The sequence below is a fragment of the Burkholderia sp. BC1 genome (assembly GCF_052683555.1).
This window is the reverse complement of record NZ_JBQYLP010000024.1, coordinates 72,963-88,795: the sequence shown is the minus strand read 5'-3', so window position 1 is coordinate 88,795 and position 15,833 is coordinate 72,963. Positions and strand designations below refer to the sequence as shown.

The 15,833-nt window shown below is 72.1% G+C and carries 11 protein-coding genes and 1 pseudogene; 4 read left to right on the top strand and 8 right to left on the bottom strand.

All coding sequences use genetic code 11. The annotated features are described in order from the left end of the window. The 4 genes from ACSHSS_RS14320 to ACSHSS_RS14305 all read left to right on the top strand — a co-directional run. A partial coding sequence (locus ACSHSS_RS14320; protein ID WP_445545149.1) for a DUF1427 family protein occupies window positions 1-307 on the top strand: 307 nt, incomplete at its 5' end. A gap of 25 nt (window positions 308-332) precedes the next feature. Then, complete coding sequence (locus ACSHSS_RS14315; protein WP_445545148.1) at window positions 333-1,913, top strand: cation:proton antiporter; 1,581 nt, start codon at window positions 333-335, stop codon at window positions 1,911-1,913. Between the two features lie 54 nt (window positions 1,914-1,967). Next, window positions 1,968-2,360 (top strand): OsmC family protein, encoded by a 393-nt coding sequence (locus ACSHSS_RS14310; RefSeq protein ID WP_105853483.1) that lies wholly within the window; start codon window positions 1,968-1,970, stop codon window positions 2,358-2,360. Between the two features lie 25 nt (window positions 2,361-2,385). Then, window positions 2,386-3,279, top strand: a complete 894-nt coding sequence (locus tag ACSHSS_RS14305) for a pirin family protein (protein WP_059782255.1) — start codon at window positions 2,386-2,388, stop codon at window positions 3,277-3,279. A gap of 34 nt (window positions 3,280-3,313) precedes the next feature. Here the strand turns inward: ACSHSS_RS14305 and ACSHSS_RS14300 are convergent, their stop codons facing one another. The 8 genes and pseudogenes from ACSHSS_RS14300 to bcsZ all read right to left on the bottom strand — a co-directional run bounded on the left by ACSHSS_RS14300 (window position 3,314) and on the right by bcsZ (window position 15,832). Further along, entirely contained in the window at window positions 3,314-3,508 is a 195-nt protein-coding gene (locus tag ACSHSS_RS14300) for a hypothetical protein (RefSeq protein ID WP_039224773.1), read from the bottom strand. Continuing rightward, window positions 3,490-5,045, bottom strand: a pseudogene (bcsG, locus tag ACSHSS_RS14295) (cellulose biosynthesis protein BcsG). Before bcsG ends, ACSHSS_RS14300 begins: the two are co-directional and overlap by 19 nt. A gap of 25 nt (window positions 5,046-5,070) precedes the next feature. Further along, entirely contained in the window at window positions 5,071-7,614 is a 2,544-nt protein-coding gene (bcsA, locus tag ACSHSS_RS14290) for a UDP-forming cellulose synthase catalytic subunit (RefSeq protein WP_445545147.1), read from the bottom strand. Next, the gene (bcsQ, locus tag ACSHSS_RS14285; RefSeq protein ID WP_105757914.1) at window positions 7,611-8,390 is read right to left on the bottom strand and encodes a cellulose biosynthesis protein BcsQ; all 780 of its coding nucleotides are present in this window, start codon (window positions 8,388-8,390) and stop codon (window positions 7,611-7,613) included. Before bcsQ ends, bcsA begins: the two co-directional genes overlap by 4 nt. After that, on the bottom strand, window positions 8,387-8,596 hold the full coding sequence (locus ACSHSS_RS14280; protein ID WP_039224778.1) for a hypothetical protein: 210 nt from the start codon (window positions 8,594-8,596) through the stop codon (window positions 8,387-8,389). Before ACSHSS_RS14280 ends, bcsQ begins: the two co-directional genes overlap by 4 nt. Then, window positions 8,593-10,626, bottom strand: a complete 2,034-nt coding sequence (gene bcsE, locus ACSHSS_RS14275) for a cellulose biosynthesis protein BcsE (RefSeq protein WP_445545146.1) — start codon at window positions 10,624-10,626, stop codon at window positions 8,593-8,595. Before bcsE ends, ACSHSS_RS14280 begins: the two co-directional genes overlap by 4 nt. A gap of 8 nt (window positions 10,627-10,634) precedes the next feature. After that, entirely contained in the window at window positions 10,635-14,585 is a 3,951-nt protein-coding gene (locus ACSHSS_RS14270) for a cellulose synthase subunit BcsC-related outer membrane protein (protein WP_445545145.1), read from the bottom strand. Next, window positions 14,570-15,832: a cellulose synthase complex periplasmic endoglucanase BcsZ gene (bcsZ, locus tag ACSHSS_RS14265; protein ID WP_445545144.1), complete on the bottom strand. Its 1,263-nt coding sequence runs from the start codon at window positions 15,830-15,832 to the stop codon at window positions 14,570-14,572. Before bcsZ ends, ACSHSS_RS14270 begins: the two co-directional genes overlap by 16 nt. Window position 15,833: the final 1 nt, after the last annotated feature.

Below are 15,833 nucleotides of genomic sequence, written 5' to 3'. Positions count from 1 at the left end.
CCCACCCTTGAAATCAAATCCATTTTGGTCCGGTCTGGGTAGGAATTACCTTTTTTTTCAGGCAAACCCGATACGCTCTCATGACTTCGACCGCACCGTTCCGGCGCCGGTCGGCCACCCTCGGGCATTCCTCATGAAAGCGCATTCGTTCTCGCTGCTCGCCGGCCTCCTCGCCGTCGCGATCGACGGCACACTCGGCGTGAACTCTCCGGCATCTCCCGTCATCGCGCTTGTCGGCCTGTTCTGCAGGCTGCCCGGCGAACCGGTGCTGCCGGGCAGCGGCACCCGCGCGCGCAAGCCGTCGTGATCCGGCACGTCGCGAGCCGCCGCCGATGAGCAACGTCGAACTGTTCCATTACCTGCTGCTGTTGATCTGCGGCGCGGGCGCGCTGACGTGGCTCGCGGAGCGCCTGTCGATTCCGCCCGCCGTCGTGCTGCTGCTCGGCGGCTGCGTCGTCGCGGTCGCCGGCAAACGCGTGCCCGACATGGATCCGGCACTGCTGCTCGCGGCCGTGCTGCCGCCGCTGCTGATGTCGAGCGGCTTCTATACCGCGTGGAAGGCGTTCCGCCACGAGCTCGCGTCGATCGCCTCGCTTGCGCTCGGTGCCGTCGTATTTACGACGGTCGCGGTCGCGCTCGCCGTGCATGCGTTCAACCCGGCGCTGCCGTGGGCCGCGTGCTTCACGCTCGGCGCGATCGTGTCGCCGCCCGACGCGGTCGCCGCGAAGGCGATCCTGCAGCGCCATCCGCTGCCCGCGCGGCTCGTCGCCGTGCTCGAAGGCGAAAGCCTCGTCAACGATGCGTCGGGCCTGCTGCTGTATCAGATCGCCGTGTCGGCCGCGCTCGCGGTCACGATCACGACCGCGAGCGCGGCCGGCCTGTTCCTGTCGCTCACGCTGATCGGCATCGCCGTCGGCTTCGCGTGCGGTCAGGCGATGTGCTGGGTGCTGCAGCGGCTGCGCGAGCCGATGCTCGGCATCGTCGTGACGTTCGCGATGGCGTGGGGCAGCTACGGCATCGCGGAAGCGCTGCACGGCTCGGGCGTGCTGTCGGTCGTGAGCTGCGGGCTCGTGCTCGGCGTACGGCAGCATCGCGTGTTCGACGCCGACATGCGGATCAAGGCGAAGGCGACCTGGGAAGCGATCGTGTTCGTGCTCGACGCGCTCGTGTTCATCCTGATCGGCCTCGCGCTGCACGCGATCCTGGCCGGCGTCAATCGCGAAGGCGCCGTGCTGATGGCCGGATTGCGCGTCGCGCTGCCGGCCACCGCGGCCGCGATCGTCGCGCGCATCGCCTGGGTGTTCGTCGCGATGTGGCTGCCGGGCCGCCTGCGCGCGCCGCGTGCAGGCCATGCACCGTGGTCGTGGCGGGAAGCCGTCGTGCTCGGCTGGTCCGGCATGCGCGGCGTCGTCAGCCTCGCCGCCGCGATCGCGTTGCCGGCCGGTTTTCCCGGCCGCGACCTGATCCTGTTCAGCACGTTCCTGCTGATCATCGCGACGCTCGTCGTGCAGGGCGGCACGCTCGCCCCGCTGATCCGCGCGCTGAAGCTGCAGCCGGCCACGCGCCACACGATGTCCGAGCATGCGGTGCGCGCCCACACGTTCGGCGCGGCGCTCGCGGCCCTCGATGCGCGCGGGCAGCACGGTGCGCATCTCGAGCGCGCTTCGCTCGAGCGGCTCTTGACCGAATACCGCAATCGCGTCGCCTTCAACGAACGCGCATACCGCGAAGGCGCCGAACCGGCGGACGTGCGCGCGCGGATGCTGCGCGTCGAGCTCGAACTGGTCGGCGTGTCGCGCGATGCGTTGCTCGCGCTGCATCGCGACGGCCGCGTCGACGATGCGGTGCTGCACCGCATAGAATCCGAGCTGGACTTCGAGGAGCTGCGGCTGCAGCGCCTGCTCGAACCGTAAGTCCGGCGACGGGCGGCCGCACGCTGCCCCTTCCCTTCCCCACATGGAATTTCAATGAGCGAACTGTCCGTCGAAGCGAGCATCGGCTCGGTCGATTATCTGGTCCACTTCACCGACGGCGCCCATCAGTGGCGCGCCGACGAACCGGCGCCGCTCGGCGGCGGCGATGCGGCGCCGACGCCCGTCGCGCTGCTGCTGTCGAGCCTCGGCGCATGTACCGCGATCACGCTGAAGATGTACGCGCAGCGCAAGGGCTGGCCGCTTGCCGAAGTGCACGTGAAGCTCGCGCACGAATCGGGCAGCGGCGGCAGCACGATCGTGCGCCGCATCACGCTCGACGGCGAGCTGTCGGCCGAGCAGCGCGAGCGTCTGCTGCAGATCGCGAACGCGTGCCCCGTGCACAAGATCCTCACGCACCCGATCGCGATCGATACCGCGATCGCGTGACACGCCAACGAACCGGAACGCCGCGATGCCTGCCCCGATCAAGACCCTGCTCACGCCGCGCGAAAGCGACATCGGCAACCTCGTCGTGCGTCGCGTGCTGCCCGCGCGTGCCGCGCGCCTCGTCGGCCCGTTCATCTTCTTCGACGAGATGGGCCCCGCCGTGCTGCCGGCCGGCCGCGGCATCGACGTGCTGCCACATCCGCATATCGGTCTCGCGACCGTCACCTATCTGTTCGACGGCACGCTGATGCATCACGACAGTCTCGGCTTCCGGCAGAAGATCGTGCCGGGCGACGTGAACTGGATGACGGCCGGGCGCGGCATCGTGCATTCCGAGCGCTCGCCCGACGAAGACCGCCCGCGCGACCAGCCGGTGCACGGCATTCAGACCTGGGTCGCGCTGCCGGTCGAGCACGAGGACACCGCGCCCGCGTTCGTCCATCACGCGGCCGACACGCTGCCCGTATTCGAGCGCGACGGCGCGCGCGTCTGCGTGATCGCGGGCACGGCGTTCGGGCTGACGTCGCCGGTCGAGGTGTTTTCGCCCACACTCTATGCGTACGCGCAATTCGCGGCCGGCGGCCGGCTCGCGCTCGATGCGGAGCACGACGAGCGCGGCGTCTATCTCGTCGACGGCGACCTGCGCATCGACGACACGCCGCTCGCGACGTCCACGATGGCCGTGCTCGAACCGGGCGCGACCGTCACGCTCGCGAGCACGCACGGCGCGCGCGTCATGCTGCTCGGCGGCGCACATCTGCCGGGCGAGCGTTTCGTCGAATGGAACTTCGTGTCGAGTTCGCGCGAGAAAATCGACGCGGCGCGCGACGCGTGGGCCGCGCAGACCTTCGGCAAGGTGCCCGGCGAAGAAGACGAATGGACGCGCCAGCCCGCCCGCAAGCCGCAGTCGTCCGCCTGAGCACGCGAACGCGCGCGGCGCGGCGCGGCGCCGCTCAGCGCGCGAGCCCCATCAGCTTCGCGAGCACGGGCCAGCGCGCGAGCGCATCGACGTACGCGCGCCGCGCCTGTTCGTCTACATAGCGCTCGGGATCGAACGCCGGCACGTGGCGCGCGAAGCCGAGCACGTCGTTCGGTTGCGACAGGCGATCGTCGTCGATGTCGCCGCGGTTTACTGTTCGTCGATCCATACGCCGTCCGGAGTCTTGACCGCGTAGCCCGCGGCCGTCTGCATCGTCACCGTGCCCTCGTTCTCGCCGATCATCCGCGTGCGCGGCAGGTCCGCCGCGTATTGCGCGAGCGTCACGCCGAGCTTGAACGGGCTGTTCGATACCAGGTTCGACAGCAGCTGCGCGAGCGCGAGGAAACTCGTCGGCTGGTCGATCACGGTCGTCGTGCCGTGATCGCCGGCAAAGCCGACGAGCCGCACGCCGACCGGCCCGTGCACGATGCGCGGCGTCGGAATCTCGCGCAGGCCGGCACCTGGTTCCGGTCGCCGCGCAGCGCGGCGCCGTGCTCGGGCACGAACACGATCACCGCGCGCCGGCCCGATTGCGCGACGAGATCGGCGAGCCGGTCGACGTCGCTCATCAGCTTCGCCGCGCGCTGCGGATACGAGTCGATGCTCGTCAGCGCGCTGCCGACTACGCGGTTGCCGTCATGCAGGCTGATCGTGTTGTAGTACAGCGCGACGGGGCCCGCGACCGCGCCGCGCTGCGCATACCAGTTCGCGAGCGTCGCGTAGTCGTCCTTGATCGCCGAGCCGTCGAACGCGTGCATCGCGACGGGCGCCGCCTCGTTCGACACGAGCGGCGCGCCGGGCACGCCGATGTTGTCGCGAATCACCTGCAGGAAGTTGTCGAAGTGGCCGTCGTGGTTCAGGAGCGACTGCACCGTGTAGCCGGCGCTCGCGAGCTGCGCGAACAGATGGCATTGCTGCGGCGCGGGCTTGTACAGATCGGCATGCGCTTCCTGTCCACAGCTCGCGCGCAGCACGCGGATCGCGGCCGGCCCGCTGTAGCTCGCCGCCGTGCTGAAGTTCGTGAACAGGTAGTCGAAGCGGCTCAGCATCGGATGGTTGCGCAGCTTCGCCGCATCGAGGTCGTCCCACGACAGCGAGCACACATGCACGACGATCACGTCGAACTGCGCGGCCGGATCGCTGCCGAGATGGCCGAACGCGACCTGCCGCTGCGACTCCTGCGCGCGGAACGTCGCGAGCGCCGCGTTGTAATCCTCGGGCTGGCCCGCGCGCGCGGCCGTCGCGGCGCCGCCCTGCGTCGTCGTCGCCTGCGCGACGCGCGTCGCCCATCCGCTGCCCGCCTGCCACAGCGGCATCGCGATCAGGGCCGCGATCACGAACGTCGCGACGCGCAGCCAGCGGTTCACGACGAAATAGACGATCAGCACGCCGGCCACCGTCAGCAGCAGCGTCGGCGGCAGCAGCCGCGGCAGGATCTCGAGCCAGTAATCGGCGCGAAACGTCGCGACCTCGCGCGCGGCCTCCGCGAGCCGTGCCAGCGGCGGCGCATGCAGTTCGCGCGCGAGCAGCGGCACGGCGATCGCGACGGCCACGACCTGCCGCACGATGCGTGCGACGCGCGAACGCAGCGGCGCGCTCGCCGCGAGCGCCAGCGCGAACACGAGATTCGCGGCCCACATCGGCTGCAGATGCCCGGTCGCGAACAGCGCGAACTTCAGGATGAAATACAGATTCCAGAACGTCATCGATACCACTCCGTGATGCGCGGCATCAGTCGCGCGCGCGCTCGAGCTTCGGCGCGAGCAGCGCCTGCAGCCGCTGCGCGGTCCCCTTCCACAGCCGCACGTAGCCGTCGAGGCCGACGCGCAGCACTTCCTTCAGTCCGCGCAGCGGCGTATCAGCCGGCGCGCCGTCGTGCCAGTCGAGCCACGCATCGGCGCGGCCGAACGTGCACTGGATCAGCAGCCGCTCCTGCTCGAGCGTCAGCGCATCGAAGCTGACGCCGACATGCGTCGGCGTCACGCGGCTCACGCGCACCGGAAACGGAAACGACCGGTCGCCGCGCGACACGCACACCTGCAGCCGGTCGCCGACGGCGAGCGAGAGGCCGGGCACCGCGTCGAGCCCGAGGCCGCCCGTCGAGTAGTCGCTCGTGAAGCATGCGGCGGTCGTGCCGTCCGCGAGCAGCAGCGTGGCCGGCACGCGCATCGCGATCCGATGCGTGACGCGCACCTGCTTCGTCTCGCGCGCGACGGCGAGCGCGGCGCCGAGCATCGCGAGGTTGTAGACGGTCCAGCCGAGCGTGATCAGGATCGTCGTCGCCTCGTCGCCCTGCTCGGCGACGAGCCGCCACAGCCCGGCCGCGATCGCGAGCGCGTTCAGCGCGAGCAGCACGAGATACGGCTTCGACGTCGACCAGTCGACGTAGCCTTCGTCGATTCGCCCGCCCTTGTCGGTCACGTTGAACTTGCCGTGCTTCGGGCTCAGGAATGCGACGGTCGTCGGCAGCGCGATATACCACGCGAGCACCGATTCGTAGACTTCCGCCCAGAACGAATGGCGAAAGCGCCCCTGCATCCGCGAGTTCGCGACGTTCGCGAGCACGAGATACGGGATCACGTAGCTCGCGAGCGCGAGCGCGGACGCGTTGATGAAGTACAGATGAAAGAACAGATAGGCGAACGGAATCGTCAGGAACACGAGCCGCGGAATGCCGTAGAAGAAATGCAGCATCGCGTTGCCGTAGCAGATCCGTTGCACGAAACCGAGCCCGCGTCCGAGGAACGGATTGTCGATCCGGAAGATCTGCGCCATCCCGCGCGCCCAGCGCGTGCGCTGCTTCACGTGGCCGGCCAGGCTCTCGGTCGCGAGGCCGGCCGCCTGCACGGTCGGCAGATACGCGGACGTGTAGCCGCGGCGATGCAGCTTCAGCGCGGTATGCGCATCCTCGGTCACCGTTTCGACCGCGACGCCGCCCACTTCCTCGAGCGCGCTGCGCTTGAGCACCGCGCACGAGCCGCAGAAGAACGCCGCGTTCCACAGATCGTTGCCCGACTGCACGAGCCCGTAGAACAGGTTGCCCTCGTTCGGTACTTCGCGGAACGTCCCGAGGTTGCGCTCGAACGGATCGGGCGAGAAGAAATGATGCGGCGTCTGCACGAGCGCACACTTCGGATCGCGCAGAAACTCGCCCATCGTCGTCTGCAGGAACGAGCGCGTCGGCACGTGATCGCAGTCGAAGATCGCGATGTACTCGCCGTGCGTCTTCGGCAGCGCGCGATTGATGTTGCCGGCCTTCGCGTGAAGATTGTCGTCGCGCGTCAGGTAGCCGATGCCGGCGTCGCGCGCGAATGCCGCGAACTCCGGGCGGCGGCCGTCGTCGAGCAGATAGACGCGCAGCTTGTCCGTCGGCCAGTCGATGCTTTGCGCGGCGAACACGGTCGGCTTCACGACCGACAGCGGCTCGTTGTAGGTCGGGATGTAGATGTCGACGCTCGGCCACGTGTCGGGATCGGCCGGCAGCGGCACGATCGGCCGGTCGAGCGGCCAGGCCGTCTGCACGAAGCCGAGCAACAGGATCATCCACGTATACGCTTCGGCGCCGTACAGCAGATAGCCGGCGATCGCCTCGGCCGGGCCGCGGAAATCGAGCGTCTGCGTCGTGCGCCACCAGACGTAGCGCACCGCCGCGAGCAGCGCGAGCGACGCGAGCGCGAGCGTCGGCAGATGGCCCGGGACGCGGCGCAGCGCAAGCGCGAGCAGCGCGACGATCGCGAAGAACGCGAACTGCGCGCCCGGCATCAGCGGCGACATCCCGGCGGCCGCCCACAGCAGCGCGCCGGCGAGCAGCAGCAGCGGCGCAAGCCAGCGACGCCGGCCGACGCCGTTCGCGCGCGCATCCAGCCAGCCGCCCCAGCGCGTCCACGGCAGCCGCGCGAGCGCCGCGTCGATGCGCCGCATCAGCGCGCGCGCGGCGACGTAGACGGGCACCACGTAGCTGTCGAACCACGCGAGCGGGTCGCGCGCCGCCGGGCGCTCGACATCGACGGCGCGCGGCGCGCGCACGCAGGCGCGCCACAGCCATTCGCGCGGACTGAGCGGCTGCAGCACGCCCCACTCGCGCGCGAGCCGCAGGAACACGGCGCGCACGCCGCGGCGCACGACGTCCGGGCGGCCGGGCGGCGGCGCATGGAAGAACAGCCGCACGAGCCAGTCGAGCAGCGTGCGCTGCGCGGGCAGCCCGAGCCCGCGTGCGATCCACGCCGTCGTGCCGCGGCGCGCGGCGCGCAATCTTGCGACCAGGGCCGCCTTCATCGCGACGCTCCCGCACGGCCGGCGACGGCCGCCGTCAGCCACGCGTCGACCCAGTTCGCGACGCCGTGCAGGTCGTGCGACGCCTGCGAATACGGCGCGTCGTCGAAGATCCAGCTGCCGCGCGCGAACGCTTCGGGCACCGCGGCATCCGCATGGATGCGCTGTTCGAGCAGCGCGGTCGGGCCCGCCACCGCGCGCAGCATCGCGAGCGCGTCGCGCTGCATGTCGCGCGCGGGGTTCAGGCGGTTCACGACGATCTGCCATGCGCGGCCGCCCGCGCGCAGCGCGTCGAGCCGCGCGGCGAGCGTCGCGCATGCGGCGGGCTCCGGCGGCACGACGACGAGCGTCAGGTCCGCGCAGCGCAGCGCCTGCTCGGCCTGCTGCGACGGCTGGCGCGCGGTATCGATCAGCACGACGCCGTCGGGCGGCAGCGCGATCTCGTCGAGTGCGCGTGCAAGCCAGGCGCGATCGGCCGCGAGCCGCGCGTCGCAGGCGGCGGCGCCCGCCGCGTCGACCGGCCCGTACGGCACGAACAGCACGCCGTCCGCATTGCGCCAGGTGTGCGCATGCCAGGGCTCGGCGCCGCCGAGCAGGCTTTGCGCGAGGCCCGCGTCGGCGAGCGTGTCGAGGCCGAGCAGCGCGCCCATCAGGTTCTGCGGATCGAACTCGACCGCGACGACGGGCCGCCCGCGACGCGCGAGCAGCACGGCGAGCGCGGCCGCGAGCGTCGTGCGGCCGGCGCCGCCTGCCGTCGACGTAATGGCGATCGTCTTCATTGCGTGCCCTCGTCGGCGCGCGCCGCTTCGGGCAGCAGCCGCCCGCGCAGCGCCACCGGCACCAGCGTGCACGGCACCGCATCGCGCCGGCCGAGACCGCGCGGCGCCTGAAAACCGCGGCCGACGCCCAGATGCTGCGCGACGATCCAGACGGGCACCGCGATCGCGATGCCGACGAGAAATCCGATCACGAGTTCGGCGATCATGCGCCCTCCGGCTTGCGCAGCGGCATCGCGCTGCGCGTAGCGCCGCGCGCGTGCGCGGCGGGAAATACGGGATGTGCGGTGTCGGCGGCGACGGTCTGCGCGGCGGCCGCATCGGCGGACGATGCGGGCGACATCGTGCGGGCGGGCGTTGCGTCCTCGTGCCGTGGGCCGGCCGCCTCGACTGCGGCGCCGGCATCGTCTGCATCGTTTGCATCGTTTGCATCGTCTGCATCGTTTGCATCGTCTGCATCGTCTGCAGCGACCGCATCGATCGCACGGGCCGCCTCCGCTCCGCCGTTCGGTTCCGGCGACGCGAACAGGTCGCTGTAGTCGGCCACCGGCGCGCGCCGCTGCTCGGCCTTCAGCGCATGCAGTTCGGCCTCGATGCTGCCTTGCCCGAGACAGAGGACGCGGTCGGACAGCGTATCGACGGGCACGTCGAAGATGCGCGCGAGCGCGTCGTCGGCATCGGTCGGTTCGCACGCGAACAGAAACACGTACAGGTGCGTGGCGTCGACCGTCACGACGTCGCCGGTGCGGCGCGGCCGACAATGCCGCAGCGCGTCGACGTGCGATACCGCGGGCAGCAGCGTCAGCTTCGCGAGCGTATGTGGCAGCGCGAGCACCGCGCCGCGCTCGAGCACGGCGGCAATCCGCGCGCAGAACGTGCCGACCGGCAGATAGCCGAGCACCGGCTCGCCGAGCGCGGCCGCGAGCGCCGCACGATAGTCGGCCGGCACCGGACGCGCGAACAGTTGCCCGCGCAGCGCCTGCACGGCGGCCTGCACGCGCGACAGCGGCACGTCGCGGCCGACCACGCGGTTGGCGCCGACGCTCAGCACGAGTGTTTCGAACTGCTGACGCAGCACCTCGCCGCGCTCGACGACCGCGATCTTCAGCGCGCCGCCGCTGCGTCGGCGTAGCGTATGCACCTGTGCGCACAGCGACTCGAGCTGCGCGTTGGTGCGAAACGCGAGCACGGCCGTCGCGGCCTGCGCCTGCGCGCACGCGGCGACGACGGCCGCATTGTCGTCGACGATCTCCCAGCCGGCCGGCACGTGTGCGACGCCGTCGATCACCGCGCGGCTGACGACGACGCGATCCTCGTCGATCGCGAGCCGCGTGCGGCGCGCCGGTTCGGCCGCGCCCGCATCGACGATCGCCGACAGCCGGCCGTTCGCCGCGAAGCGCAGCGGGCGCACCTCGCCGGCCGCGAGCGTGCCGCCCGCGCGCCAGAATTCGACGAGCCACAGCAGTTCGCCGTGCGTGCGCTGCAACTGCGCGACGCCCGCGCATACGCTGTGCAAACCGCTGCGCGACGTGCGATCGGTGTCGCGCACGAACGGGCGATCGTCGGTACGCGCGTCGTCGGCGGCATCCGGATCGAGCAGCAGCACGAGCGCGATCCGGTGCGCGCGGCACCAGTCCGCGAGTGCGCGCGCTTCGTCCGCGAGCGCGGCCGGATCGTCCCAGCTGAACCAGCGCTGCGCGCCTTCGACGACATACAGCGACCGCGCGCGAAAACCGTAGCGCTTCAGCGCGCGCAGTGCGCCCGCGAGCCGCGCGAACGGCCGCGGCGCGACAGCGCGCGGTGCGTCGCGATGCGCGTCGGCGTCGGCGTCTGCGGCCAGCGCGTTCTGCACGGCGTCGCGCGCCTGCGGCGGCATCGCCAGCACGTTGAGATTGCGCGGCCAGCCGGCCGGCTGCGCGCCGCCCGCGAAGCCGCGCGTCTCCATCTGCGCGGCGACGTGTGCCGGATCGCGCGCGAGCACGACGGTCACGTCGCGCGTGCGCGCATGGCGCGCGCTTTCCCATACGAGCGCGTCGCAGGCGGGCGTCTGCGCGGCCGCGTAGAGCGCATAGAGGCCGCCCGCTTCGAGCTGCGTCCACGTATCGGGCAAGCCGTCGATCGCGAGCCGGCCCGGCGCGCCGGCGCGAGCGCCGGCCGCTCCGCTGCGCCAGAGCGTACGCAGCCGCTCGACGATCGCTGTGCCGAGCGCGGGGCGTGTAGCGTTGAAATCGGTATTCACGCGTTCCCCTAATAGTCCGAGTAGAGCCGCACGGGCGTCGGCGTGACGAGCCAGCTGCGCTCGGCGCGCGCGTCGAACGCATAGCGCAGATAGACGAGCGCCGAACTCGGCGCGTAGTCGTGCGACCGGTCGACATGCAGTTGCGCGCCCACGCTCAGATGCGCGTTCACGCGGTATTCCGCGATGCCGTTCACGCCGTACGAGAACGACACGCCGCGCGTCGAGCTGCCCGTGTAGACGAGGCCGGCCGCCTGCTGCTCGGCGCGCCGGTCCGCGAAGGTCGGATAGAACAGCGAATCCTTCTCGTAGCTGTTCGAGATGCCGGCCGTGACGGTCAGGTCCCACGACAGCGCGTCGCGCCGCCCGGCCCATTCGATCGGCACGCCGAGCGACAGATAGCGCTGCGGACTGTAGTAGCCGCCCTGCCCGTACGCGTAGTACCGCAGGTTCTGCGCGTAGTGCCACGCGTTGCCGACGAGCCCGGTGGCGACCTTCATCGTCGCGCGTTCGTAGACGGGCACCATGAAGCCCGTGCGCAGCGTGACCTCCGCATTGCGCTCGACGTTGCGGCCCGACAGCACGCCGGCGCCGAGTTCGGCGAACAGGTTCGCGCGGCCGACGTCGACCGACGCGCGCAGGTTCACGCCGTCGCGGCGCACGCCGCCCCACACCGCGCCCGTCCACGGGTCGCGCATGCCGGCATACGACAGCACGCTGCTCGTTTCCGGCCGCCGCGACGCGTTCACGCTGACGCTCGCGCGCCCCGCGTCGAACCGGTAGCGCACGCCGCCGACCAGGTAGTGCACCGGAAAGCCGAGCGGCGACGTGCCGAGATCGACGCGCCACGCGTCGGACCGGTAGCCCGCGCCGAGCGCGACGCCCGTCGTCGACTGGTGCAGCGCGCCGGGCGGATGCGCGATCAGCGCGCCAGCCGACGCCGCCGGCGCAAACGGCGGCGGCAGGCCGTTCAGCGCGTTGAGCGCCGCATACGTGCCGAACGTTTTCAGCGTGTAGGCGTCCGGGTTGCTTGTGTCGAGCGTGCCCGCATCGAGATGCACGGTGTCGAGCTGCAGGAACGCGTGGCCGTCGTAGTGCACGGGCACCTGCATATAGATCGGCACCTGCTGCGCGCGATACGCGGAAATGCCTTCGTCGCCGGACTTGTAGGCCGGCAGCCAGCCGATCTCGATCTCCGGATCGCGCCGCTGCTCGAGATCGGCGAACGCGGCCTGCGCGGGCGTCAGCCCGTCGCGGCCTGCGCGTACGCCGCTCGCGCGCTCCTGCGACATCGACAGCCGGTACAGCGACGCCGCGTCGTCGTAGCGGCGCTGCCCCTCGGCGACGCGGCCGGCCGCGACCGTCACGTCCGCGCGCGCCGGATACGCGGCCTGCAGCCGGTCGGTCACCTGCACCGCCGCATCGGAGCGGCCGAGCGCGTTCAGCCGCCGCACGACGGCGAGCCGCGTGTCGACGTCGTCGTCCGGCGTGCGCGCCAGCACCGCTTCGACGCGTGCGAGCGCGGCTGCGCGACGGCCGCTCTCCTCGTCGATCCGCGCGAGCGCGAGCTGCGTGTCGGGATCGTCCGGCAGGCGCGCGACGACTGGCGCGAGCGCGTCGCGCGCGGCATCGTAGCGGCCCTGCGCGCGTTCGACGTCGGCGAGTTCGAGCGCGTAGCGCTTGTCGGCGCGGCCCGCCGCACTGACGCGCGCGAGCAGCGCGCGGGCGCGCGCATCGTCGTGCTGCGCGATCGCATCGTCGGTCTGCCGCAGCACGACGCGCAGCGCCTGATCCTCAAGCCGCGCGGTCTGGGCGGGCGTCAGCGCCGGGTCGCGGCGCAGCGCATCGAGCCACGCGACGAGCGCATCGTCGCGCCGCGCGCTGCCGAGCAGATCGCCGTAGCGCAGCCGCACGTCGGCATCGGCGTCGGCCGGATGCGCGGCGATCCAGTCGTGCAGCGGCGCGAGGCCGCGCTCGGTCTCGCCCGCATCGATCCACTGCGCGCCGATCGTGGCAAGCAGGCCGGGATCGTCCGGTGCCTGCCGTTGCGCACGCTCGAGCGACGCGGCGAACGCCGTGCGGTCGCCGCGCGCGAGCGCGTCGCGTGCATCGGCCAGCGCGCGTTCCGCGTCGAGCTTGCGCGCGAGCGCGCGCATGCCGTCCGAGCGCTGCGCCTCGTCGATGCCGGCGAGCACGGCCTGCGCGCCGTCGACATCGTCGAGCGAATGGCGGTACAGCGCGCTCGCGTAGCGCATCTCGGCCGTATCGCGATACGCGAGCCCTTCGTCCATCACCGTGCGGCCAAGCTGCGGCAGTCCCATGTCGCGATACAGGCGCGCGAGCGCGAAGCGCGTCCAGGCCGCGTCGGGCGCCGCGCGCACGGCCGCTTCGTAGCGTTGCGCGGCCGGCCCGCGTTCGCCGCGCGCCGCGAGCGCGCTCGCCTGGCTGGCCAGCAGGTCCGCGCGCAGGCCGTCGAGCGCGCGCCGATCGTCGCCGCCCGTCACGCGGCCTTGCAGCGCATCGAGCAGCGGCCCGACGCGCTCCGCGCGGCCGGTGTTTTCGTAGAGCGTCGCGGTGTCGCGCACGGCCGCGATGCGCGGCGCAGGCGCGGCCAGCAGTTCGCGCAGCAGCGGTTCCGCGCGCGCCCAGTCGCGCTGGGCCAGCAGCGCATCGGCAAGTTGCAGCTTCGCATCCGCGCTGTCCGGCTGCATCGCGAGCGCGGCGCGCGCCGCACGCTCGGCTTGCGCCGCGCGACCGGCCGACGCCGCCGCGCGGCCCTGCGCGAGCAGCCCCCAGAATTGCGCGGTGCGCGCGAGGCTCTGCCACTTGCCTCGCTGATCGGTCGCGAGCGATGCGGCGCGTGTGAACAGCGCGCGCGCTTCGTCGTGCCGCCCTTCGCGCAGCCGCAGCAGCCCGAGGCCGCCGACCGCGTCCGCATCGTCGGCACGCGCACGCACCGCGCGCGTCAGCAGCGGCTCGGCCGCCGCGAGATCGCCGCGCGCGAGCGCCTGCAAGCCGCGCTGCTGCGCGATGTAGTCGGGATCGCGTTCGAGCCGCCGCCGCGCGTCGCGTTGCCGGTCGAGCTCGGCCGCGCGATCGCGGAACTCGGTATCGTCCGGCACGAGCGCGAGATAGGCATGCAGCGCGTCGAGATAGGCGGAATCGGCGCCGGCCGATTGCAGCACGTGCCGCCACAGCGTCATCGCGTCGGTATGGTCGGCGTCGGTGCGCGTCGCGAGCGACCACGCGATACGGTTGGCTTCGGCGCGCGTGTCGTCGCGCTGGTTCAGCAGCCGCGCGAGCGCGAGCGCCGCATCGGTGTCATGCGGATCGGCCGCGAGCGCGCGACGCAGCGCGGCGATCGCCGGCGCACGGCCGCCCGGCGCGTTCGCGACGATCTGGTAGTACTCGGCGCCGAGCGCACCGGACGGCGCACCGTTCGGAAACAGCGCGACGATCCGTCGGGCCGCTTCGTCGGTCCGGCCGCTACGCGCGAGCAGCCGGATCTGCGCCATCTCGCCGCGGCCGCTCGTCGCGACGCGCAATTCGTCGGCGCCGCGCCGCGTATCGGGCGCGTCGGGTGCGCGCGCCTGCAGCCGGGCGAGCGCGGCCTGCGCGCGTTGCGCGTCGCCGAGCCGCAGCAGCACGCGCATCTGTTCGGCGAGCAACTCGGGATCGTCGGGCGCGATCAGCAGCCCCTTGTTCAGCGCGTCGCGCGCGAGATCGTCGCGATGCTTGACGCCCCACATCCGCGCAGTCGCGAGCAGCCGGCGCGCATCGACCGCGTCGGCCGATGCGGGCGCCGCGCGCGCGGCTTTCGGGCTCGCGGGTCGCGCCGCGGCCGCGGGTGGCGTTGCAGCGGGCGCCGATGCGGCAGGCGCCGATGCGGCAGGCGCCGACGCTCCGATCGACGCCGCGAGCGCCGTGACGCCCGCGACGACGCGAATCAGCGGGCGACGCACGAACGCTCTCCCCAGCGCACGTCGAGCGAGCCGTCCGCGCCGAACCGGTAGCGCCCCTCGCGCCAGCCGAGGCCGAACAGCGTCAGCACGCTCGTGTAATAGCCGGGCGCCGACTCGCGCGCGAGCGCATCGACGCGCGCCGCCTGCGCATCGGCCAGCGCGTGCTGGCCGCGTGCGTCGAGAAACGGCACCGCGGCCGCGGAGAAGCCGCCGTTGCCGTCGTTCGGCCCGGCAACGCCGGTCGTCGTGTCGACTTTCTCGGGCGGCGCGCCATGCGCGGCGATGTAGTCGGCGAATGGTGCGAAGCGCGCGAGCAGCGGCGCGGCGAGCGGATCGGCGCGATCGAGCATGCCGGCCCACAGATAGACGCGAATCGCGTTGTACGCGCTTTCCGCATGCGTCTGCGGATCGGGACCGAAGCCCGCGCCCGCGCGGTACAGCGCCCAGTCCGGTGCAAAGCCCTTCGGTGCGGTATCGAGCAACACGCGGCCGGTGCTGGCGGCAAGCGCGGCCCAGCGGCGATCGTCGGGCAACCGTGCGGCGAGCGCGCGAATCACCTGCGGCGGCGAATAGCTCGGGTTCACGCGCCATCGGTCGCGCGCGAGCGCGAAGCCGGTCGGCCCCGGCAGCAGCGTGAGCCCGAGGCCCGGCACGTTCGCCGTCTCGTCGTCGAGCACGCGTTTGGCGAGCAGCATGCCGCGCGCGGTATAGCTGCGCTCGTGCCAGAGCCGCCCCGCTTCGACGAGCGCGTACGCGATCCACAGATCGGCATCGGACGCCGCGTTCGCGTCGAGCACGCGCCACGTGCCGTCCGGCGCGCGGCCCCACAGCCACGCCGGCAGCCGTGCGCTCAGATCGCCCTGCGCGAGATTGTTCTCGGTCCACGCGAGGATCGAGTCGAACGTGCGCCGGTCGTTCGCGACGAGCGCGAAGAACAATCCATACGCCTGCCCCTCCGATACCGTGCGCGAATCGCCCGAACCGACGTCGATCACGCGTCCGTCGGCCGACACGAACGCGCGCTTGAACGCGTCCCAGCGCGGCCAGTCCGCGCCGCAGCGCGCGTCGCCGGCGTCCGTCGTGCTTGCCGCGCCTGCTCCGCCTGCCGCACCGCCCGCCGTACGCGGCGCCGCTGCCGCGCGCGCGACCGTGCCGCCTGCCGCACACGCCGTCGCGACGGCCAGCACGAACGTCGCGCCGAGCCGGCGCGCCGATGCCGCGCGCCGCGTTCCGATTGCCCGCACCATC

Coding starts and splice junctions, on each gene's coding strand:
- ACSHSS_RS14315 (WP_445545148.1), top strand. CDS start 333: ATGAGCAACGTCGAACTGTTCCATTACCTGCTGCTGTTGATCTGCGGC.
- ACSHSS_RS14310 (WP_105853483.1), top strand. CDS start 1,968: ATGAGCGAACTGTCCGTCGAAGCGAGCATCGGCTCGGTCGATTATCTG.
- ACSHSS_RS14305 (WP_059782255.1), top strand. CDS start 2,386: ATGCCTGCCCCGATCAAGACCCTGCTCACGCCGCGCGAAAGCGACATC.
- ACSHSS_RS14300 (WP_039224773.1), bottom strand. CDS start 3,508: ATGGATCGACGAACAGTAAACCGCGGCGACATCGACGACGATCGCCTG.
- bcsA (WP_445545147.1), bottom strand. CDS start 7,614: ATGAAGGCGGCCCTGGTCGCAAGATTGCGCGCCGCGCGCCGCGGCACG.
- bcsQ (WP_105757914.1), bottom strand. CDS start 8,390: ATGAAGACGATCGCCATTACGTCGACGGCAGGCGGCGCCGGCCGCACG.
- ACSHSS_RS14280 (WP_039224778.1), bottom strand. CDS start 8,596: ATGATCGCCGAACTCGTGATCGGATTTCTCGTCGGCATCGCGATCGCG.
- bcsZ (WP_445545144.1), bottom strand. CDS start 15,832: ATGGTGCGGGCAATCGGAACGCGGCGCGCGGCATCGGCGCGCCGGCTC.